Source organism: Actinoplanes subglobosus, from assembly GCF_042650585.1.
In the GTDB taxonomy this organism is placed as follows: domain Bacteria; phylum Actinomycetota; class Actinomycetes; order Mycobacteriales; family Micromonosporaceae; genus Actinoplanes; species Actinoplanes subglobosus.
Genome location: NZ_JBHSBL010000028.1, coordinates 102,356 through 123,857, shown reverse-complemented (window position 1 = coordinate 123,857; position 21,502 = coordinate 102,356). Strand labels below are relative to the sequence as shown.

At 70.8% G+C, this 21,502-nt stretch carries 16 protein-coding genes; 11 read left to right on the top strand and 5 right to left on the bottom strand.

Annotation, left to right across the window (positions count from 1 at the left end; genetic code table 11):
• Positions 1–61 precede the first annotated feature (61 nt).
• The 4 genes from ACFO0C_RS41050 to ACFO0C_RS41035 all read left to right on the top strand — a co-directional run bounded on the left by ACFO0C_RS41050 (position 62) and on the right by ACFO0C_RS41035 (position 4,426).
• Complete coding sequence (locus ACFO0C_RS41050; RefSeq protein ID WP_378072234.1) at positions 62–1,480, top strand: SDR family NAD(P)-dependent oxidoreductase; 1,419 nt, start codon at positions 62–64, stop codon at positions 1,478–1,480.
• 14 nt (positions 1,481–1,494) lie between these two features.
• Positions 1,495–3,456 carry a hypothetical protein gene (locus tag ACFO0C_RS41045; RefSeq protein ID WP_378072233.1) on the top strand — a complete coding sequence of 654 codons (1,962 nt, stop codon included), beginning with the start codon at positions 1,495–1,497 and terminating at the stop codon, positions 3,454–3,456.
• Between the two features lie 80 nt (positions 3,457–3,536).
• The gene (locus tag ACFO0C_RS41040; RefSeq protein ID WP_378072231.1) at positions 3,537–3,818 is read left to right on the top strand and encodes a hypothetical protein; all 282 of its coding nucleotides are present in this window, start codon (positions 3,537–3,539) and stop codon (positions 3,816–3,818) included.
• Positions 3,818–4,426 carry an eCIS core domain-containing protein gene (locus tag ACFO0C_RS41035; RefSeq protein WP_378072230.1) on the top strand — a complete coding sequence of 203 codons (609 nt, stop codon included), beginning with the start codon at positions 3,818–3,820 and terminating at the stop codon, positions 4,424–4,426. Before ACFO0C_RS41040 ends, ACFO0C_RS41035 begins: the two co-directional genes overlap by 1 nt.
• A 5-nt stretch (positions 4,427–4,431) precedes the next feature.
• On the opposite strand, the gene ACFO0C_RS41030 is transcribed toward ACFO0C_RS41035, so the two are convergent.
• On the bottom strand, positions 4,432–5,025 hold the full coding sequence (locus tag ACFO0C_RS41030; protein WP_378072229.1) for a DUF1707 SHOCT-like domain-containing protein: 594 nt from the start codon (positions 5,023–5,025) through the stop codon (positions 4,432–4,434).
• A gap of 177 nt (positions 5,026–5,202) precedes the next feature.
• On the opposite strand from ACFO0C_RS41030, the gene ACFO0C_RS41025 reads away from it, so the two are divergent.
• A complete protein-coding gene (locus ACFO0C_RS41025; RefSeq protein ID WP_378072228.1) occupies positions 5,203–7,689 on the top strand; it encodes a DEAD/DEAH box helicase in 2,487 nt (828 codons plus the stop codon).
• On the top strand, positions 7,676–11,104 hold the full coding sequence (locus ACFO0C_RS41020) for an AAA domain-containing protein (RefSeq protein ID WP_378072227.1): 3,429 nt from the start codon (positions 7,676–7,678) through the stop codon (positions 11,102–11,104). The genes ACFO0C_RS41025 and ACFO0C_RS41020 overlap by 14 nt, the downstream gene beginning before the upstream one ends.
• A gap of 583 nt (positions 11,105–11,687) precedes the next feature.
• Here the strand turns inward: ACFO0C_RS41020 and ACFO0C_RS41015 are convergent.
• A complete protein-coding gene (locus ACFO0C_RS41015; protein ID WP_378072225.1) occupies positions 11,688–13,487 on the bottom strand; it encodes a sensor histidine kinase in 1,800 nt (599 codons plus the stop codon).
• Positions 13,484–14,188: a response regulator transcription factor gene (locus ACFO0C_RS41010; protein ID WP_378072635.1), complete on the bottom strand. Its 705-nt coding sequence runs from the start codon at positions 14,186–14,188 to the stop codon at positions 13,484–13,486. The genes ACFO0C_RS41015 and ACFO0C_RS41010 overlap by 4 nt, the downstream gene beginning before the upstream one ends.
• Before the next feature lie 156 nt (positions 14,189–14,344).
• Here ACFO0C_RS41010 and asnB point away from each other — a divergent pair, with 156 nt between their 5' ends.
• From asnB to ACFO0C_RS40990, 4 genes are all read left to right on the top strand, one after another.
• Complete coding sequence (asnB, locus tag ACFO0C_RS41005) at positions 14,345–16,285, top strand: asparagine synthase (glutamine-hydrolyzing) (RefSeq protein WP_378072224.1); 1,941 nt, start codon at positions 14,345–14,347, stop codon at positions 16,283–16,285.
• Positions 16,286–16,857: 572 nt separating this feature from the next.
• The gene (locus tag ACFO0C_RS41000; protein ID WP_378072223.1) at positions 16,858–17,289 is read left to right on the top strand and encodes a hypothetical protein; all 432 of its coding nucleotides are present in this window, start codon (positions 16,858–16,860) and stop codon (positions 17,287–17,289) included.
• 626 nt (positions 17,290–17,915) lie between these two features.
• A complete protein-coding gene (locus tag ACFO0C_RS40995) occupies positions 17,916–18,347 on the top strand; it encodes a hypothetical protein (RefSeq protein ID WP_378072222.1) in 432 nt (143 codons plus the stop codon).
• A 211-nt stretch (positions 18,348–18,558) separates the two neighbouring features.
• A complete protein-coding gene (locus ACFO0C_RS40990) occupies positions 18,559–19,053 on the top strand; it encodes an STAS domain-containing protein (protein WP_378072221.1) in 495 nt (164 codons plus the stop codon).
• A 30-nt stretch (positions 19,054–19,083) separates the two neighbouring features.
• On the opposite strand, the gene ACFO0C_RS40985 is transcribed toward ACFO0C_RS40990, so the two are convergent.
• Entirely contained in the window at positions 19,084–20,082 is a 999-nt protein-coding gene (locus ACFO0C_RS40985) for a sigma-70 family RNA polymerase sigma factor (RefSeq protein WP_378072220.1), read from the bottom strand.
• 105 nt (positions 20,083–20,187) lie between these two features.
• On the opposite strand from ACFO0C_RS40985, the gene ACFO0C_RS40980 reads away from it, so the two are divergent.
• Positions 20,188–20,979 (top strand): alpha/beta fold hydrolase, encoded by a 792-nt coding sequence (locus tag ACFO0C_RS40980; RefSeq protein WP_378072219.1) that lies wholly within the window; start codon positions 20,188–20,190, stop codon positions 20,977–20,979.
• Here the strand turns inward: ACFO0C_RS40980 and ACFO0C_RS40975 are convergent.
• A complete protein-coding gene (locus tag ACFO0C_RS40975; RefSeq protein ID WP_378072218.1) occupies positions 20,962–21,447 on the bottom strand; it encodes a hypothetical protein in 486 nt (161 codons plus the stop codon). The genes ACFO0C_RS40980 and ACFO0C_RS40975 overlap by 18 nt on opposite strands.
• Positions 21,448–21,502 lie beyond the last annotated feature (55 nt).

Genomic DNA, 21,502 nt, shown 5'->3' with positions numbered 1-21,502 from the left:
GCTGTTAACGTCGCCCGGCATCCGAGCCATCCGGTGTCAAGCGAAAGAAAGTGCAATGGCGATGAATAATGTGTTGCCGGCGGTCGCGATCGTGCTCGCGGGCGGTGTCGGTGAGCGCCTCGGGCTGCAGATGCCCAAGCAGCTCGTGAAGATCGCCGGACGCCCGGTGATCGAGCACACCCTCGCGGCGTTCGAGAAGTCGCCCGTCATCGACAGCGTGCTGGTCCTGATGACGCCGGACCACGTCGGCGAGGTCGAGGCGATCGTCGCGCGGGGCGGCTTCACCAAGGTCACCGGTGTGATCGCGGGCGGCCGGACCCGCAGCGAGACGACCCGCCGGGCGATCGAGGCGATGGGCGGCGCCGAGTGCAAGATGATCGTGCATGACGCGGTCCGGCCGCTGGTGTCGCAGCGGATCATCGCCGACTGCGTGAGTGCCCTCGACCGGTACGAGGCGATCGACGTGGCCACCCCCTCGGCGGACACCATCATCGCGGTCGACGAGGTCGACGGCGAGGAGATCATCACCGACATCCCGCCGCGGAGCCGGCTGCGCCGCGGCCAGACGCCGCAGGGCTTCCTGCTCTCCACCCTGCGCAAGGCCTACGAGCTCGCGGCGGCCGACCCGGACTTCACCGCCACCGACGACTGCGGCGTGGTCCGGCGCTACCTGCCGGACCTGCCGATCTACGTGATCCCCGGCGACGAGAACAACCTGAAGATCACCCACCCGATCGACATCCACCTGGCGGACAAGCTGTTCCAGCTCAACTCCAACCCGCCGGCGGTCGAGACCTCCGGCGAGGTACGGGCCAGGCTGCTCGGCGGCCGCACGGTCGTCGTCTTCGGCGGCAGTTACGGCATCGGCAAGGCCACCGGTGACCTGGCCGCGGCAGCCGGCGCGACGGTCCTGTCGTTCAGCCGCTCGACCACCGGCACCCACGTGGAGAACCCCGAGGACGTCGCCGAGGCGCTACGCCGGGCTCACGCCCGTACCGGCCGGATCGACTACGTGGTCAACACCGCCGGGGTGCTGCGGATCGGCAAACTGGCCGACGCCCCGGACACCGTCATCGAGGAGGCGCTGCGGGTCAACTATCTGGCGCCGGTCTACATCGCCCGGGCGGCGGCGGACTACCTGGCCGAGACCCGTGGGTCGCTGCTGCTCTACACGTCCAGTTCGTACACCCGGGGCCGGGCCGGTTACAGCCTCTACTCCTCGACCAAGGCGGCCACCGTCAACCTGACCCAGGCGCTGGCCGACGAGTGGTCCGAACGCGGCATCCGGGTCAACTGCATCAACCCGGAGCGCACCGGGACCCCGATGCGGCGGCAGGCGTTCGGCGAGGAGCCGGCCGCGTCGATGCTGACCGCGGAGGAGGTGGCCGGCACCTCGGTGGACGTCATGATCTCCGACTGGACCGGCCACATCGTGGACGTACGCCGCGCGGCACCCTCCGCCACCCCGTCGGCCGCGTGAGGAAGCAGACACCCGTGAAGCTCCTCTGGCCCGTCCTGTTCGCCGTCTCCTACGTCACGCTGTACGCCGCCGCGTTCCTGAACCTGCCACTGCTGTTCCTGATCGCGCTGGCCGCCGTGGTGGTCGCCGAACGCTGGGGTGTCAAGCGGACGGCGCTGGCGGCCCTGATGCGCCGCGCCCAGCTCAGCTCGGTGACCCGGTCACTGATCCGGGACGCCGCGATCCTGGTGATGATCGCCCGCGGCGCCGAGCACGGTGCCGTCCCGGCGGCGGTGACGACGATCGGCATGCTCGTCCTGTACTGGCTGCGGGCCGTGGTCAACGTGGTCCTGCGCCGGGTGGCCGACCTGCGGCAGCTGCCCCACCCGACCCGCAACCTGGACCTCTCCCGCCTGGGCATCCCGGACGCGCCACCGGCCTGGCTGACCGTCCGGGCGCCGGCCTGGCTGCTGCACCTGGGTCTGCCGGTGGGCGTCGGTGTCGCGGTCGACGCGCTGGCCGGCACGGACCGGGCGGTCGTGGCCGGTTTCGTGGTGGCGGTGCTGTCCCTGGCGTCGGTGCTGACCGCCGCGATGGTCCAGTCCCGGCGCAACCGGGTGCTGGCCGACAGCGACGCGCTGCGGGCCGAGGCGCTCGAACGGTTGCGGGAGTACCGGCCGGAGGTGCTGCTCTACTTCAGTCTCAACGAGGCCAGCGGCACCACGTACCAGGTGGACTCGTGGCTGACCGTGCTGGCCGGGCTGCGGCACCGGCCGGCGATCCTGGTCCGCGAGCGCAAGCACGTCACCCGGATCGCGCCGACCCGTCTGCCGATCATCTGCGTACCCCGCGGGCCCGACGTGATGGACCTGGACCTGCCCGATCTCAAGGCCGTCCTCTACGTCGGCAACACCGGCAACAACATCCAGATGCTGCGCACCAACGGGATCCGGCACATCTTCGTCGGCCACGGCGACAGCGACAAGGTGGCCAGCACCAACCCGTTCAGCCGGGTCTACGACGAGGTGTGGGTCGCCGGCCGGGCCGGGCGCGACCGTTACCGGCGGGCCGGTGGGGCGGTCGCCGACTCGTCGATCGTGGAGGTCGGCCGGCCCCAGCTCGCGGTCGTCGAGCCGCCACGCCAGGACCGGCGGATCTTCACCGTCCTCTACGCGCCGACCTGGGAGGGCTGGAGCGACGACCTGGCCCTCAGCTCCGTCCCGCGGACCGGCGTCGCCATCGTCAAGACCCTGCTGGCGCTCTCGCCGGACGTGCGGATCATCTACAAGCCCCACCCGCTCACCGGTTACCAGGACCCGGTCACCGCACGGGTGAACCAGCGGATCATCGGCCTGCTCGACGAGGCGAACCGGCGCCGTGCCGCCGACCCGGCCTGGGCCGCGGCCATCGCCGCCGACGCCGGGACGCGCACGGCGGCCACCGCCCGGCTGGCCGAACTCGACCGGATCATCGCCGGCCTGAGCGGGCCGGGCTCCGGTGACGACGCGCAGGCGGCCCGGGACGACGGCACCCCCGATCCGGACCGGCACGCGCGGCTGCTGGACGCGCAGCGGGAATGGCAGCAGGCGACCTGGCAGGCCGGTGGCTGGTGGGCGCACCGCACGGTGACCGGGGCACGGCCTGACCTCTACTCGTGCTTCAACCAGGCCGACATGATGATCGCCGACATCTCCGCGGTCGTCTCCGACTTCGTCGCCAGCGGAAAGCCGTACGTCGTCACGAACGTCGACGACCAGGACGAGACCGCCTTCCGGGCCGCACAGACGGTCGCCGGCGGCGCGTACCTGCTCGGGTCCCGGGCCACCGGCCTGGCCGACCTGGTGCAGGCCCTGCGGCAGTCCGCCGACCCGATGGCCGGCCCCCGCGAGGACCTGCGCCACTACCTGCTCGGCCCGGCCGCACCGGACCCGATGGACCGTTTCAACGACGCCCTGGACGCGGTGATCGCCAAGCCGTACCCCTACGCGGTGTCATAAACATATTCCCCTGCGTCATTGAACCGATCCAGGACGGCGCGGGTACACCCCGGCGTCCGTCCTGGGGAGGAGTAAGACCGATGACCGATCGACTGCACGTCGACCCGGTGTCGCTCGACGGGATCGCCGACCAGCTGCGGCGGTCCGGCGGCACCCTGCGGGCCGCCGCCGGCGGCGGGCCCGGCACGCCCGACGCCGGCACCGACACACCGATCTTCGAGGACCTGATCACCCGCCTGGTCGAGGACGCCACCGCACTCGCGGGCGGCCTCGACCAGGCCGCGGCCCGGGTTCTGCAAGCCAATCAGGCGTACGCCGACGAGGACGTCGCCAACGCGCGTGACATCTCCGGGAGCCGATGATGCCGATCGACACCCGCCTCGACGGCAACCCCGCGTCGCTCTACGCCGGCTCCCAGTACCTGCGGAGCCGGCTCGGACTCGAGGTCGACGGCAGCGCGGCCGCCCTGCGTACCGCCGGCGCCGAGGCCCGGCACGGCTGGCTCGGCTCGGCCGGCACCACCTTCGGCACCCGGATGACCACCGCGGCGGCCCGGGCCGCCGCGCTGCGTGCCGAGATCGACGCGACCGCGCTGACGTTCTCGCAGTACGCGGACATGCTCGCCGGCGCGCAGACCACGATGATCGTCGCCCGGCAGATCGCGGCGAGCGGCGGTCTCGTCGTGGCCGGGACGATGATCCTCGATCCGTTCTCCCCGGACCCGGTCACCTACCAGCAGCAGCGCCTGACCTACGCGCTCGCGCTGCAGCAGGTGTCGCAGGCCCGCACGATGATGGTCACGGCGCGGAGCATCGCCCAGGTCCGGCAGTCGGTCGCGCGGGCCCAGCCGAGGATCCAGCCGACCGACGTGGTGAGTGGCGGCGGAGTGCCGGCGAAACCGGCAGAGGCGCTGGTCGCCCACGAACTGACCCACGTCGTGCAGCAGCGCGGCGGACAGACCATTCCTTAGGCGGGTCACAGGCCCAGGTTGTCGGCGACCCACTCGCGCACGCCGCCGTCGCCGGGACGGCGTGATTTCACCTCGACACTGCTGAACCAGGCGTTCACCCGTACCCGGATGATGGGTGTGCCCGGAAGACGCGGGACCGCCGCGAGCCGCAGCTCCTCGGAACTCAGGGCGCTGGTGCCGGAGAGCTCGACCTCGACGCCCTCCGGCACGATCACCTTGAGCTCACCGAAGAGGCAGGTGCCCTCGATCTCGATCTCGTCCTCGCCGGTGATCACGTCACGCAGGTCGAGGTGGGTGCCCCCGAAGAGGGTGAAAGTGCTCAGCCGCCCGGACCTCAGCCGCCACCGGCCACGACGTTTGCGCTGGCTGAAGACGGTGACGACCCTGTCGACGGTACGGGCGGCGCCGACCACCGGAGTCGGCGCGAGCCCCTCGGTGACCCGGGCCAGCTCGACATCGGTGGACGCGGCCCACGCCGCGCCGACGCGGACGCTGAACTCCTCCAGGGTGATCCGCCCGTCGCCACACGCCTGCTGCAGCAGCTCGGACACCCGCTCGCGGTCGCCGTCGGAGATCGGCGCCGGCACTGGAAGCACCACGCCGATGACGCTACAACCCGGCGGCAACCGTCCTCGCAACCGTGACCGGGCAGAGTGCGCCCCATGCGAAAACTGGGAGCAGCCGTCGCCGTGGTCGCGTCGATCCTCGGTGTGGCCGGGAGTATCGCCGGTCCCCTGTACGCCGCGTTCGGGGCGAGCTGACACACTTGACCGATCATGACGCTGACCGATCGCCTCCCGGACTCCAACGAGCCTGACGCAGTCTTCGACGCCTTTCAATCGTGGGTGGCGGAGCAGGGCCTGACCCTGTACGCGCATCAGGAAGAGGCGCTGATCGAGATCGCGACCGGCGCGAACGTCATCCTGAACACCCCCACCGGCTCGGGCAAGAGCCTGGTCGCCACCGGTGCGCACTTCGCGGCGCTGGCCGACAACCGCACCACCTTCTACACCGCCCCGATCAAGGCGCTGGTGAGTGAGAAGTTCTTCGCCCTGTGCGCGGTCTTCGGCGCACAGAACGTGGGCATGCTGACCGGTGACGCCAGCGTCAACGCGGACGCCCCGATCATCTGCTGCACCGCGGAGATCCTGGCCAACCTGGCGTTGCGCGAGGGCGCCGACGCCGACGTCGGCCAGGTCGTGATGGACGAGTTCCACTTCTACGCCGAGCCGGACCGGGGCTGGGCGTGGCAGGTGCCGCTGATCGAGCTCCCGCAGGCCCAGTTCATCCTGATGTCGGCGACCCTCGGTGACACCACCCGGTTCAAGGACGACCTGACGAAGCGGACCGGGCGGGAGACCGCCGTCGTCGCCAACGCGGAGCGGCCGGTTCCGCTGATCTTCGAGTACGCGATGACGCCTCTCCACGAGACGATCGAGGAGCTGCTCTCCACCAGGCAGTCACCGGTCTACATCGTGCACTTCACCCAGATGGCGGCGCTGGAGCGGGCGCAGTCGCTGATGAGCATCAACATGTGCACCCGCGAGGAGAAGGACAAGATCGCCGCGGCGATCGGCAACTTCCGGTTCACCGCCGGTTTCGGGCGCACCCTGTCGCGGCTGGTCCGGCACGGCATCGGCGTGCACCACGCCGGCATGCTGCCGAAATACCGCCGGCTGGTGGAGACGCTCGCGCAGGCCGGCCTTCTCAAGGTCATCTGCGGTACGGACACTCTGGGCGTCGGTATCAACGTGCCGATCCGTACCGTGCTGTTCACCGGCCTGTCGAAGTACGACGGGGTGAAGACCCGGCTGCTCAAGGCGCGCGAGTTCCACCAGATCGCGGGCCGGGCCGGGCGGGCCGGCTACGACACCATCGGCACCGTGATCATCCAGGCGCCGGAGCACGTCATCGACAACGAGCGGGCCCTGGCCAAGGCCGGTGACGACCCGAAGAAGCGGCGCAAGGTGGTGCGCAAGAAACCGCCGGAGGGGCAGATCGGCTGGGGCCGGCCCACGTTCGACCGGCTGGTCGAGGCCGAGCCGGAGCCGTTGACGTCGTCGTTCCAGGTGTCGCACGCGATGCTGCTCAACGTGATGAACCGGGGCGGCGACCCGTACCCCGCCTTGAAGCATCTGCTGACCGAGAACCACGAGGAGCGACCCGCCCAGCGCCGGCACATCCGGCGGGCGGTCGGGATCGCGCGTGCGCTCATCGCGGGTGGCGTCATCGAACGTACCGACGAAGGTGTCTACAAGCTCGTCGAGGACCTGCAGCTGGACTTCGCGCTGAACCAGGCGCTGTCGCCGTTCGCCCTGGCCAGCCTGGAGCTGCTGGACAAGGAGGCGCCGGAGTATCCGCTGGACGTGGTCTCGGTGATCGAGTCGACCCTGGAGGACCCCCGGCAGATCGTCTCCGAGCAGCGCAAGAAAGCACGCGGCGAGGCGGTCAACGCCATGAAGGCCGAGGGCATCGAGTACGAGGAGCGCATGCAGCTCCTGGAGGACGTGACCTGGCCGCAGCCGTTGAAGGAACTGCTCGACGCGGCGTACGAGACGTACCGGCGCGGCCACCCGTGGGTCGCCGACTACGAGCTCAAGCCGAAGTCGGTGGTCCGCGACATGTACGAGCGGGCCATGACGTTCACCGAGTACGTGTCGTTCTACGGCCTGTCCCGCTCCGAGGGCCTGGTTCTGCGCTACCTCGCCGACGCCTACCGGGCACTGCGCCAGACGGTGCCCGAGGACGCCCGGACCGAGGAGCTCACCGACCTGATCGAGTGGCTCGGCGAGCTGGTCCGGCAGGTCGACTCCAGCCTCCTCGACGAGTGGTCGCGCCTGCAGAACCCGGAGGCCCCCGAGGCCGAGGTCCGCATCGACGACAAGCCGCCGGCGGTCACCCGTAACGCCCGCGCCTTCCGGGTGCTGGTCCGCAACGCCATGTTCCGGCGGGTCGAGCTGGCCGCGCTGCGCCGCTGGGACCTGCTCGGTGAGATGGACGCCGAGCACGGCTGGACGTCCGAGCGCTGGCAGAACGCCATCCAGGACTACTTCGAGGAGTACGACCGGCTGGGCACCGGCCCGGCCGCGCGCGGTCCGGCGTTCCTGCACATCGAGCAGGGTGCCACCCAGTGGACCGTCCGGCAGGTCTTCGAGGACCCCGAAGGCGACCACGACTGGGGCATCGACGCCACCGTCGACCTGGCCGAGTCGGACGAGGCGGGCACCGCCGCGATCACGGTCACCGCCGTTGGCCCTCACTGAGCGGACCGTTCTCGCCGTCCTGTCGGAGCTGGCCCCCGCCGGCGCCGACCGGATCCTGGACGTCACCCACGGCTCGCAGCCGCTGGTGTGGCTGGCCGACTCCGAGCGGGTCGCCCGCAAGGAGGGCGACCGGCTGGCGGCCGTCGACGCGCTGCACCGCGAGGAGCGGATCCTGCACCGGGGCTGGGGTTTCCTGGCCGGGCGCGCCGAGATCGACGGGCGGCCGCGCAAGATCCGGGTGCCGCTGCTCAGCCAGCCGGTCCGTCTGGAACGGGCACTCACCGGCTACCGGGTGACGCCGGCCGGGGACACGTCGGTGACGCCGCTGATCGCCGACCGGGAACTGGCGGCGTCCCTGGAGAACGCGCCCGGCCTCGGCGTTCCCGGCTGGCTGGAGGTGACCGGTGCGCGCGCGTGGCTGACCGCGGCGGCCGAGGCGACAGGCTTGGAGTTCGACGCGGTCACCGAGCCGGGTCGCCGCCTTCCCAGCGACCGGCTGGTGCTGGTGGTGGGGGCGGCGCTGTATGTGGTCCGCGACGTCTTCGGCAGCTCACCCCGCGACAGTCTGCGCAGCTGGGCGGGCCGTGACTTGTCCCTGACGGCCCTGGCCGCGGTCTACGGAACCAGCCCCGCTTCCGGCCCTGGCCCCGACTCCGGCCCCGACTCCGGCCCCGGCTCCTTTCCCGGCTCCGGCTCCTTTTCCAGCTCCGGCTCCTTTCCCGGCTCCGGCTCCTTTCCCGGCCCCGGCTCCTTTCCCGGCCCCGGCTCCTTTTCCAGCTCCGGCTCCTTTCCCGGCCCCGGCTCCTTTTCCAGCTCCGGCTCCTTTTCCAGCTCCGGGTCCGGCTCAGGTCCCGGTTCCTTTTCCAGCTCCGGTTCCGGCTCCGGTCCGTCGTCCTCCCCGCCGCCCGCGGACGATGCCGAGGTCGTTTCGCCGCTGCCGCTGAGCGAGGCCCAGGCCCAGGTGGTGACCCGGTCCCGGACCGCGCCGGTGACCGTCGTCTCCGGCCCACCCGGCAACGGCAAGAGCCACACCGTGGTGGCGGCCGCCCTCGAAGTCGTGCACAGCGGCGGTTCGGTACTGATCGCCACCCAGTCACCACACGCTGCCGAGGTCCTCGCGGCCCTGCTGGCCCGTTACCCCGGCCCCGAACCGGTGCTCTTCGGCGACACCACCAGCCGAGACCGCCTGGCAACCTGGCTGTCGGCGGGCGCCGACGAGGGCGTCAACTCCCGGCAATTGCGCGCCGACCGGCAGGCGGTCGAGCAAAACCTTCATCGTGTACGCGCGATCCGCACCGAAATCCGCGATCTCCTCCACACCGAACAGCTCGCAGCCACACTCCCCGCCTTCGAGCCGCTGCTGGCCGCCCTCACCACGGACGTACCCGGAGCCTTCGACGACACCGTCGACCTCCCCGAAGCCATCCGCCTGCTCGGCCCACCCCTACCCATCACCCACTTCCCAGCCATCCCTACCTCTCCCACGCCTTCCGCCTTTCCCACCACTCCCGCCTTTCCCTTGACCCCCGCGGCTTCCGCCTCCCCTGGCGACCGCATCTCCCCCACCACTTCGACCTCCCCCGCCGACCCCACCGGTTCCGCCTTCCCTGACCACCCCACCTCCCCCACCACGTCGACCTCCCCCACCGGTTCCGCCTTCCCTGACGACCGCACCTCCCCCACCACTTCGGCCTCCCCCGCCGACCCCACCTTCCCCACCGGTTCCGCCTTCCCTGACCACCCCACCTCCCCCACCACCCTGACCTTCCCTCCCGCGCTGCCGACTCCGGAGTTCACGCACGGTGGTGTTTCGGCTGGTTCGGCGGTCGATGGAGATGGGGGATCGGAAGCCAGGTATGCCGGATTCGCCGGTTTTGCTGGACGGTGGCGTCGGTGGCGGGCGGGCGTGCGGGCGAAACGGGGCCGGCGGATGTTGGGGGTTCGTCCGGGCGTACCACTGGGCCGGGTTTGGGAAGCTGTCGCTGCAGCGACCGCGCAGCGGGCAGCGGCCCGTCTCGCCGTGACCGGCGGTGGTGATCTTGACCGGTGGTGGAGCGCCCTGCATCAGGCCGAGGGCGCGTTGCGGGCATGCGCCGGGACCGCGATGCGGCATGCGAGCCGCAGCGAGAAAAGGTGGGACGCCGACGGCCGGCGGGCTGCGGCCGCACTGGCCACAGCCCTGCGGGCGGGTCGCAGCCGACGGCGGGAACTGCTCGCGCGGATGGACGCGGCGCCACTGGTCCGGGCGCTGCCACTGTGGATCGGCACTGTCGCCGACGTGGAGGATCTGCTGCCCGCCGCGCCCGGAATGTTCGATCTGGTGGTCATCGACGAGGCGTCTCACGTCGACCAGATCAGGGCGGCGCCGGTACTGGCCCGTGCCCGGCGTGCGCTGGTCGTCGGGGACCCACGGCAGCTGCGGTTCGTGTCGTTCGTCAGCGATGCCGGGGTGAGTGAGGTCCTCGACCGGCACGGGGCCGACGATCGTCTCGACGTACGCCGGGTCAGCACCTTCGACCTGGCCGCCTCGGCCGCACCGACGACCTGGCTGAACGAGCACTACCGCAGCGTGCCGCACTTGATCGGGTTCTCGGCGCGGCGGTTCTACGGCGGCCGGATCACGACGATGACCCGTACCCCGGCCGCCGATGCCGCCGACGCGATCGACGTCGTACCGGTCGGGGACGCGACGGTGAAGGACGGTGTCAACGCCGCCGAGGTAGCCGCCGCGATCGGCGTCGTCGAAGGCCTGGCCGCGGCTGGTTTCCGCAGCATCGGGGTGATCACTCCGTTCCGTGCGCAGGCCGAGGCCCTCGAGTCCGCGCTGGTCGCGGCCTTCCCGGTGGAACGCATCGAGGAGTTGGGCCTGCGTGTCGGCACGGTTCACTCCTTCCAGGGCAGCGAGGCCGACGCGGTCGTGGTGTCGCTCGGCCTGGTCGACGGCGATGCGGCTGGCCGGCGCCGGTTCGTCACCGATCCGCAGCTGTTCAACGTGATGATCACGCGGGCTCGTCACCGTCTGGTCCTCCTCTCCTCGCTGACCACCGCGGACGGCCTGGTCGGTGACTATCTGACCTATGCCGAAGGACCGGCCGGGGCATCCCGGGACGATGTGCCGCCGACCGGTTGGGCGGCGAGGCTGACCACCGAACTGTCACGACTGAACGTCCCGGTCCGCCCCTCCTACGCCGTCGGTTCGTGGCGTCTCGACCTGTGCGCGGGCCCGGCCGACAGCGCCGTCGGCGTCCTGTGTGGCGTCCACCCCGCCGGCCCGAACGCGCATCTGGCCCGCCAGTCGGCCCTGCACCGAGCCGGTTGGCGCCTGGTGGACGCGTTCCCGAGCCGCTGGGACGGCGACCCCCGCCGGGCTGCCCTGGAGATCGCCGCACTGGTCTCCCCCACCGCCGCCAACTGATCCACCCGCCCCGCCCCGCCCCGGCCCCGGCTCTGGCCCTGGCCCGGCCCGGTCCCGGCTCTGGCCCTGGCCCGGCTCTGGCCCCGCTCTGGCCCGGCCCGGTCCCGGCCCGGTCCCGGCTCTGGCCCGGCCCGGTCTCGGACAACGGTGCATTACGGTGGGGCATGAGGGCCTCCGCAGGTTCGGGGTAGGACGTCGCAATCCACACCGAACCCGAAGGCCCTCACCTATTCAAGATCTCCCGTCCCCAACCTCCGTGGTCAGAACATCTAGCCCGGCCCGGTCCCGGCTCTGGCCCTTGGCCCGGCTCTGGCCCTTGGCCCGGTCGCCCGGCGCGGCCGGGGCCGCCGATCCGCGATCCGGCTGGTCGTCACAGCCCGGCCGCCATCCACCGGCGATCCGTCTAATCATCAAGGCCGGGCCGCCGCACACCGCCGATCCGGCTGGAGCTTTCGCCGACAGGGGTCCTTCGGTCGTGGCGCCAGGGCCGACATCGGCCGTGCGGGAGTTCCGGCCGCACGCGGCACTGCGGTTCGGACGCGGGCGCCGGCGCCGCGCGACGGGGGCCGGTTGGGGGCTCGGGTCAGGGCCTGGGTGGTCGGTGGTCGAGGATGCGGGCGATGTCGGTGACGGCGGGCAGCCGGACGGTGAATGTGGTGCCGAGGCCTGGCTCGCTCGTCGCGGTGACGTCGCCGCCCTGGTCGGCGACGATGCGGCGGACGATGGTCAGGCCCAGGCCCGAGCCGCCGGTGGCGCGCTGGCGGGCCGGGTCGGCGCGCCAGAAGCGGTCGAAGACTCGGGCGACCTCGTCGGCGTTCATGCCGACGCCCGTGTCGTGGACGGTCAGGATCGCGTCGGGGCCGTCGCGGCTGACGCTCAGCTCGACGCGGCCGCCGGCGTCGGTGTAGCGGATCGCGTTGCTCATCAGGTTACCGACGACCTGGCGCATCCGGTCCGGGTCGGCGCACACCTCGACGGGCTCGGGAGCGTCCACCACCACGTCGATGCCGGCGTTGCCGGCGACCACACGATGCGCGGTGGCGGCCATCTCGGTCAACTCGGACAGGTCCAGCGGCACCGGGTCGTAGCCCAGCTCACCGGCCTCGGCCAGCGCCAGAACCTGAAGATCGTCAAGGATGCGGCGCTGGAGCAGGGTCTCCTCGTGCAGTGACGCGAACAGCTCGGGTGACGGCTCGATCACCCCGTCGGCCAGGCCCTCCAGATAGCCACGCAGGTTCGACAGCGGGGTCCGCAGCTCGTGGGCGACATCGGCGACCAGTCGACGCTGCCGCTCCTCGCTGCGTTGCAGTGCCTCGGCCATCGCGTTGAACGCCCCGGACAGGCGGGCCAGCTCGTCCTCGCCGCGGGTCGGCACCCGCACGTCCAGACGGCCGGCAGCCAGCTGCAGCGACGCGCCGGTGAGCAGCCGCACCGGCCGGCTCACCCGCCGGGCGATGCCGGCCGTGCCGAGGGCGGCGAGCAGCAGCAGGGCGGCGACGCCGAGGAGCGCCGGTTGCTGGAGAACGTCCAGGTCCTGGTCCTGCCGGGCACCGAAGTAGATCTCCACGGGCGAGACCGACGGGCTCGACACCGCCCGCTGGAACCCGAGGAGCAGGCACTTGTCATACCCGGACCCGGTGAGCTCGCAGTCGCCCATCCCGGCCCACGCCTCGTCGCGCCACGTCACGTCGCGGCGGACCGCGGTGATCGCGTCACCGACACATTTCGGCACCGCCTTGATGCGCTCGTCGTCGAGGTAGGGCGGCCGCTCCGTGGTCAGCGTGGGCGCCCAGTCACCCACGTCGGCCATGCACCGCACCGCGATCAGCGCCGCGCGGTACTGCGCGGCCTGGATCAGCGCCCGCATCGACGGCGTCTCCGTCGCGGCTGCCGGCGCGAACAGATCCTCCGGCAGCTCGGGACGTCTCAGCACCGCGATCGGCCGGACACCGGACGCCTCCTTGCCCGCGGCCGTCAGTTTCGACTCGATCAGCGCACCGGCCTTGTGGGCGGCCAGCTGGACCGCCATGTCCAGCGCCGGGACCGGCTCGACGTTGCTGGGAAGCAGCTGGACCGGCCCGGCCGCCCGCTGCTCCAGGTTGTCGGAGTCGGTCAGCACGTCGCCGTCGTGGGTCTCCACCCGGATGTGCAGGCCGGTCCGGTCGGAGAGGTCGCCGACCACCGCGTCGATCCCGGCCCACTGACCGTTGAGCACCCCGAACAGCCGGATCGCGTCGACGATCTCGGCCTCGTGACGGTCCCGTGCCTCGGCGACCCTGGTCAACTCGCGGGAGGCCAGGCTCAACGTCAGCCACGCCGTCGCGCCGATCGCCGAACCGGCGACGACCAGCACCAGCAGGAAGATCCTCAGTCGGAAACTCACGGCTCGGCCATCCGGTAGCCGCGGCCGTAGACGGTCTGCACGTATCGCGGATCGGCCGGGTTGACCTCGATCTTGCGGCGCAGGTTGACGACGTGGGCGTCGACGGTGCGCTCGGACACCTCGTTCTCGAAGCCGAACGTCTTGTCGAGGATCTGGCCGCGGGTGAACACCCGGCCCGGTTCACGCGCCAGCAGTTCCAGGATGCCGAACTCCTTGGCCGTCAGCCGGACCGGGGCGCCGTCCACCCGTACCTCGAATCGGGGTGCGTCGACCTCGAGCCCGCCGACCCGCAGGATCTCGGAACCCTCGTTGCCGCGCGTGCGGCGAAGCAGCGCGCGGATCCGCGCGGTGAGCTCGCGCGGGCTGACCGGTTTGCTCAGGTAGTCGTCGGCGCCGATGTCCAGGCCCAGCAGCATGTCGTTCTCCGCCGAACGGGCGGTGACCAGCAGGATCGCGACGTTGGCGAGAGCCGCGTCGGCATCGGCACGCAGGATCCGGCAGACGTCGAGGCCGTCGACCTCCGGCATCATCCAGTCGAGGACGACCAGGTCCGGACGGCGCGCCCGGGTCTGCTCCAGAGCGGCCCGGCCGTCGCCCACGGTCAGCACCTGATGCCCCTCCCGTTCCAGGTAGAGGCGGATCAGCTGCGCGTGCTTCGGGTCGTCGTCGGCAACGAGGATGCGGGCGGTCACGGGTCGAATTCTGTCCCAGCCTGTCCAGGCCGACAAAAAATGCGAGAAACCGATGAAGATCAGATCCCGGATTCGTGCCGCGCACATTCTCGGCATCTTCCGCACAGGTTCTTCACAGGTCGAGGCCTACGGTCGCCTCCTCGAATCGTTGAGGAGGATCTTTCGATGTGTGGCCTGAGCGCTTTTGTCAGCAGCCGCCCCGACCCGGGGCCGCTGGACGCCACGTTCCGCGAGGCCTTCGCCGCCGCTCTGGCGACCCTGCACCACCGTGGTCCGGACGACACCCAGATCGAGTATGGCGACGGGTTCGCGTTCGGCTTCAAGCGCCTCGCGATCATCGACCGGGAGCACTCGGTCCAGCCGCTGCACTACGGCGACCGGTGGACCGTCGTCTTCAACGGTGAGATCTACAACTACCGGGAGCTGCGGGCCGAGCTGATCCGCGAGCACAACGCCGCCTTCGCCACCGAGGGCGACAGCGAGGTGCTGGCCGCGGCGTTCCACTACTGGGGCGAGGCGGCGCTGCCCCGGCTGCGCGGCATGTTCGCCTTCGTGGCGTACGACCACCGCACCGGCACCCTCCACGCGGCCCGCGACGCCTTCGGGATCAAGCCGCTCTACATGCTGGAGACCGCCGACGGGCTGTATCTGGGCAGCGAGCGCAAGGCACTCGACCCGTTCGCGGCCCCGGCCGGCGCAGCCCTGGAGACCGAGTCACTGGCGCACTACCTGACGTTCCAGTTCGTGCCCGACCCGATGACCCTGCACCGGCACATCCGCCGGCTGCCGCCGGGCCACCGCATCATCTGGACGCCGGGTGGCGGAGTGCGGATGCACCGCTGGTTCCGTCCGTCGCTGCGGCCGCTGCGGGTCCAGCCGGAGGCCGCCTACCAGGCGATCCAGGACGCGCTGACCGCCAGCGTCCGCAAGCACATGCACGCCGAGGTTCCGGTCGGGACGTTCCTGTCCAGCGGTGTCGACTCCTCCGCGATCGCCGCGCTGGCCGCCCGGGAGAAACCGGACCTGCACGCCTTCACCGCCGGGTTCGCCGCACAGGGCTACTCGGAGATCGAGATCGCCCAGGACACCGCCGACCAGCTCGGCATCCGGCTCACGCCGACCGTCGTCACCGACGAGGACGTGCTGACCCACCTGCCGCGGATCGTTCAGCTGCTCGACGACCCGGTGGCCGACCCGTCGCTGATCCCGCTGTTCTTCCTGGCCCAGACCGCGTCCCGGTTCGTCACCGTCGTGCTGTCCGGTGAGGGTTCCGACGAGTTGTTCGGCGGCTACACCATCTACCGGGAGCCACTGTCGCTCGACCGGGTCGACCGGCTGCCCCCGGGCATGAAGCGCGGCCTGAAGCACCTGGCCGAGGTGCTGCCCGAGGGGGTCAAGGGCCGGTCGTTCCTCGAGCGCGGCACCACACCGATCGAGCAGCGGTACTACGGCAACGCGCGGATCTTCGACCCGGACGAGAAGGCCCGGGTCATGCGGTTCACGTCGCAGCCGCACACGGCGATCACCGCGCATCTGTACGCGGAGACCGCCGACGTCGACCACGTCGCATCGATGCAGTATGTGGATCTGCACACCTGGCTGCCCGGCGACATCCTGGTCAAGGCCGACCGGATGTCGATGGCGCACAGCCTGGAGCTGCGGGTGCCGTTCCTCGACCAGCAGGTCTATGCGGCTGCCGCCGGCCTGCCGACCGATCTGAAGCTGCCGCCCGGCGTCACCACCACCAAGCACGCGCTGCGTGAGGCGATGAAGGGCATCGTGCCCGAGTCGGTGCGTTCGGCCAAGAAGCTGGGCTTCCCGACCCCGACCCGGCTGTGGCTGCGTGGCCCGATCGGTGACTGGGTGGACCACCTGCTGTCCACCTCCCAGGCCGGTGACCTGCTCGACCTGGAGTATGTGCGGGGGCTGCTCGCCGAGCACCGGGCCGGCGGCGCCGACCGGTCGCGCAAGGTGTGGACGGTGGCGATGTTCTGTCTGTGGCACGCGATCGCCGTGGAGAAGTCGATCGTGGTCGACAGCCCACTGCCCAGCCGGGTCGTGCCGGCTCAGCGTCACGAGCCAGGCCTGTTCCAGATCGCCGGCTGATCGCCGTGACCCGGTGCGGCGGCCCCCAGCCGGCCGCCATCCGGCGTCACGTCGCGCCGGGTCACGGTTCAGCCCGGACCTGCTCTCGGCCTCGGTAAAGGTCTCGGCCTCGGTTGCAGGAGGACCGGCCGGGGCCACGGTTTCCGGCAAACCGGTCCGTGTCCTGGTCTCGCGTGAGACCGGCCAGGTCTTGATCTCGCGTGGAACCGGCCAGGTCTTGATCTCGCGTGGAACCGGCCAGGTCTTGATATCGCGTGGGACCGGCCAGGTCTTGATATCGCGTGGGACCGGCCAGGTCTTGATATCGCGTGGGACCGGCCAGGTCTTGATATCGCGTGGGACCGGCCAGGTCTTGCTGTGGCGGGGGCCAGGTCGAAGGGTGGCATTTCGGGCTCATTCGTCTGGGTCGCCGTTTCAAGGACCGGCCCGGTGGCGGGGAGTCGACGGCCGCGCAGCCCTCCCCGCCGCCGGGTCAAGTAGTGGTGTTTCCCTCGTGGTGCCGGGTCCGCGGCCGCCACCCTGGTGCTCCCCCGGCAAACGGGTGGCGGCCGCGGATCCGGCATGATCGGCGTGTGACCGCTCTCCGACTGGCCATGATCGACGCGGCGGCTGATTCCCGGTCCGCGGCCTGGGACGTCGTCTGGCACGAGACGATCGACCAGGGTGAGGCGGTGATGGGCAGTGAGACACTGCTGCCGTGGCTGGCGACGGTCTGCGCCGGGTTCTCGATCAGAGAGCGGGAGAAGGCCCTGGTGCTGGCCGGGCTGATCGCGGTCGACACGGTCGATCCTGAGCGGGGGCGTTACGCGGGCGAGATCGCCGTGCTGCGGGCGCTGACCGTCGAGAATCTGGTGGCGGGGGCTTCGGACGAGCGGATGTTCGTCTACCTCCAGCAGGCGGTTCTCGGGTTCGATGGGGATGACACGTGGGGTCGGCGGCTCGACCTGATCAACGACGGTGAGGCCGGCGTCGAATGTCCCTCGTGTGAGGCGGAGCTGCTGTAGTCGCTGGACCCGGCCGACTCCGAGATCGAGCCGGACCTGTCGCCGGATCTTGCGTCACATCTGCACGCCGAGGCGATGGCGGCCGGGTTTCCCGAGGTGGCGGCCGCGATCGGCTTGTTGTTCGGGCGCTTCCGCTGCCCGGACTGCGACACCGACCTTCGGATCGCGGAACGGGTGGCCGCATGAACGCCGACCAACCCACCGGCGGCGCGGCCCAGCCCGCGGACCCGAACGAGCTCGGCGGCCCGGGCCGGAAAGCGAGACCGGAATGGGACACGAGCCCGGAACAGGACACGAGACCGGAACAGGACACGAGACCGGAACAGGACACGAGACCGGAACAGGACACGAGACCGGAACAGGACACGAGACCGGAACAGGACACGAGACCGGCGTGGTGGCACGGACTTCGGCGGTCGGCGGCGGCGCGGGGGCCGGTGGATGCGTGGCTTCAGCCTCGGGTCGGGCTTCGGTGGGAGGTCGCTGAGCAACCCGTTGACGGGCCGGTAGCGAAACTCGGCGGGCAGCCGTACTGGCTGGAGGAACCGTTCTGGCCGGTTTCGGCGTGGCTCCGGACGCCTATGGTGTTCATCGGGCAGTTCCCGCTTCCGGGGGCGGAACCGCGGATGGCCTATCTGTTCATCGCCGACGATCCGGACGGTGTCGGGCTGACGATGGAGCCCGAAGAGGGTGACAACCTGCTCCTCGTGCAGCCGGGCGGGCGGCTACCGGCGTTCTCCCGTGGGCTGCCGCAGCGGACCGGGCCGTCGCTGTGGCGCCGCGGTGAGCGGTGGACCGACCGTGTGCCGGTCGAGTTGCGGGTGCGCGCGACGGAGCACGTGGACGAGGACTGTTACAGCTGGGCCGGTGGGCGGCCACGTGGCTGGCAGTCGGACTTCGTCGAGATGCTCGATGAGCGGTGGCGGTTCTTCTTTCAGATCGACGGGGCCGAGGGAGTCGGTGGGGATGCCTATGCGCTCAACTTCGGCGGCGGAACCGGGTACGCGTTCCTGAGCAGTGACGAGCGGGAAGGCCGGTTCTTCTGGGACTGCGTCTGAGCCTGCAGCAGGGCGGTATGACGTGGTAGAACGTAGGCGGCCGGCCGGGCAAGATCCGTGACGGGCCTCGTGGTCCGCCATCGTGTGGACGGTCGTGGTCTCCGCCCCGGCGCAACACCGACGTAGAGATGGGTGACATCCCGCCGGTTTCCGCGGAATCCTGCCCGGCCGCCAGCGATGAGTTCGGTGGGCGGCGGCGGTCCATCACATCATGGGGATCTCTGCGGTTCGGTTCGCGGTCGGTCCGGCGATCACGCGCACCGACATCCCGGCCCTGTGTGCCCAGCTGGCCGATCTGCTCGGCGGACACGGCGAAGACGGACACGGCGAAGACGGACACGGCGAAGACGGACGAAGTGGGAACGGACACGGCGAAGACGGACGGAGCGGTAACGGACACGACGGTGACGGCGGCAGGCACGGTGACGGCGGCAGGCACGGTGACGGCGGACACGACGGCGGCAGGCACGGTGGCGGCGGACACGACGGCGGCAGGCACGACGGTGACCTGGTCGAATGCGATGTCGGCGGCCTGTGTCAGGTGGATGTGGTGGCGGTCGAGGCGGTGGCCCGGCTGCGTCTGACGGCCCGCCGCCACGGCCGGCACCTGGTGGTCGTCGGTGCCGGGCCGGACCTGATGTTGCTGTTCGCCCTGCTGGGCCTCACCGAACTGCTCGTACCCGGGTCGGACACCGACGATCCGTGACAGGTGAAGCCGGGGCCGGAATCGAGCAGGTCAGCCCAGCGACTCGGCCGGTGGCAGGTGGGGCGGCAGGCCGAACAGCGGGAACAGGCGGGCGGTGTCGAGGAAGTTGTTGACGCCCGCGATACGGCCATCGGTGATCTCCAGGACGATCAGGGCCCACGGGTCGTGGCCGGTGCCGGTGAGGCTCGCACGGTACTGACCGAAGGCGGGCAGGCCGCTCGCGACGACCGGGATCAGGCGCGAACCCTCGCAACCGCTGCCGGTGCCGGACATCCACGCCGTGATGTCGTCGTGGCCACGCAGCCACAACGCCAGCGGCGGCATCGACACGGTGGCGTCCTCGTGCAGAAGTGTGGTGAGGGCGCGCAGGTCGTACGCCTCGAAGGCTTTGACATAGCGGGCGAGAAGCTCGCGCTGATCGGCATCGAGAGGCCGGAAGGTGTCGCCCGCCGAAGGCGTGGCGGCCGCGAGGGTGGCGCGGGCCCGTTGGAGGGCGCTGTTGACGCTGGCCACCGACGTGTCGAGCAGGTCGGCGACCTCCTGGGCCGACCAGGCCAGCACCTCCCGCAGGATCAGCACCGACCGCTGCCGCGACGGCAGATGCTGGAGCGCGGCGACGAACGCGAGGCGGATCGACTCGCGTTCGGCGATCAGGTTGGCCGGGTCGGAACCCTCGGGCAGGACACGCTCGTCGGGGACCGGGCCGACCCAGATCTTCTCCGGGTGCACGGCGCCGGGGTCGGTGGCGTGCCCGGACGAGGCGGGGCCGAGGTCCATCGGCCGGATCCGCCGCTGGGCGCTGTCGACCATGTTGAGGCACACGTTGGTGGCGATCCGGTAGATCCACGACCGCAGTGACGAGCGGCCCTCGAAACTGTCATGGCCGCGCCAGGCCCGGATCATGGTCTCCTGCACGGCGTCCTCGGCCTCGAAAGCCGACCCGAGCATCCGGTAGCAGTAGCCGATCAGCTCGGGCCGGAAGCGCTCCAGCTGGGCTTCTATGGGTGGGCCGGTCACCGCGTCAGTCACGCGCCCGAACCTACCCCGGATTTTTCACCACGGCAGCGATGAGTTTCCGGTACGCCCCGGGTCTACCCGATGTAAGCAATGAGGAAGATGCGCGAGGGAGCCGACATGAGCTATGCCGAGGTCAACGGGATCAACCTGTACTACGAAACGCACGGCACCGGCCGGCCGCTGATCCTGCTGCACGGCGGGCTCGGCTCGGGTGAGATGTTCGCCGCGTCGCTGGCCACGTTCGCCGGGAACCACCAGGTTTTCCTGGTCGACCTGCAGGGCCACGGGCGGACCGCGGACATCGACCGGGCGATCGACTACCACCTGATAGCCGACGACATCGCGGCGCTGATCGACCACCTGGGTCTGGACCGGCCGGACGTGGTCGGGTTCTCCCTGGGCGGCGGTGTCGGCCTGCAGCTGGCGATCCGGCACCCGGAGAAGGTCGGCAGGCTGGTGTCGGCGTCGGCCGGGATCCGGCGTGACGCCTTCTTCCCGGATCTGCTCGCCCAGCAGGCGCAGGTGGGCGCGGCGGCCGCCGAGTTCATGAAGGACACCCCGATGTACGAGCTGTACCAGCGGGTGGCGCCGCGGCCGGAGGACTTCCCGCGGCTGCTCGACAAGATCGGCGAGACGATGCGCAAGGACTTCGACCACACCGAGGACGTGCGGGGCCTGCGCGTGCCCACCCTGATCATGGGCGCTGACGCCGACATGGTGCCGCCGAGCCACTTCGTGGAGATCTTCAACCTGCTCGACGGTGGTCTGCGGGACGGCGGCTGGGGTGGCGAGGGCCGGCCGAAGGGCGGGCACGCCCTGGCGATCCTGCCGGGCACCACCCATTACGACATCATCGACTCGCCGCTGTTCGCCGCGACCGCCCTGGCCTTCCTAACCGAGAAGGCCTGAGCCGAGAGCGGCGTCGAGGGTGCCGGTGAACTCGCCGGCCGGAATCCGGGCGGTGTGGACCCGGTCCCGGTCCGGGTGGTCGGGCCGCCAGAAGCTGAAGAGCAGCACCAGGTTGTCGCCACCGTCGAGATAGGCGTAGAGGATCACACCGTCGGTCGTCGGGCCCCACTGCATCAGCCAGCACTCCTCCCGGGATCCGGTCTGATCGTCGTGGAGCCGTTGGAACGCCTCGGCCGGCTCCAGGCCCGGGTAGGGGTTCGGCGGCAGCGCCCTGCGGCGCATCTGGTCGGCCGACGTGCGGATCGAGAACCTGAACGACGGCAGGTAGGCGATGTTGTCGTCGTAGGTCAGCAGCTGGCCTCCGGCCCACAGATCGACGGCCCGCAGGTCCGGCGCATGCCAGAACGGCCCGGCCTCGACGGCGAAGGTGGCCCGGTCACCGAACAGCGGCCGCAAGTCTTCGGTCATGCCGTCAGATCGTGCCGCACGGATGATCCGGCCGCGACCGCGGCGGCCGCTCCCT

Coding starts and splice junctions, on each gene's coding strand:
- ACFO0C_RS41050 (WP_378072234.1), top strand. CDS start 62: ATGAATAATGTGTTGCCGGCGGTCGCGATCGTGCTCGCGGGCGGTGTC.
- ACFO0C_RS41040 (WP_378072231.1), top strand. CDS start 3,537: ATGACCGATCGACTGCACGTCGACCCGGTGTCGCTCGACGGGATCGCC.
- ACFO0C_RS41035 (WP_378072230.1), top strand. CDS start 3,818: ATGCCGATCGACACCCGCCTCGACGGCAACCCCGCGTCGCTCTACGCC.
- ACFO0C_RS41025 (WP_378072228.1), top strand. CDS start 5,203: ATGACGCTGACCGATCGCCTCCCGGACTCCAACGAGCCTGACGCAGTC.
- asnB (WP_378072224.1), top strand. CDS start 14,345: ATGTGTGGCCTGAGCGCTTTTGTCAGCAGCCGCCCCGACCCGGGGCCG.
- ACFO0C_RS40995 (WP_378072222.1), top strand. CDS start 17,916: ATGGCCTATCTGTTCATCGCCGACGATCCGGACGGTGTCGGGCTGACG.
- ACFO0C_RS40990 (WP_378072221.1), top strand. CDS start 18,559: ATGGGGATCTCTGCGGTTCGGTTCGCGGTCGGTCCGGCGATCACGCGC.
- ACFO0C_RS40980 (WP_378072219.1), top strand. CDS start 20,188: ATGAGCTATGCCGAGGTCAACGGGATCAACCTGTACTACGAAACGCAC.
- ACFO0C_RS40975 (WP_378072218.1), bottom strand. CDS start 21,447: ATGACCGAAGACTTGCGGCCGCTGTTCGGTGACCGGGCCACCTTCGCC.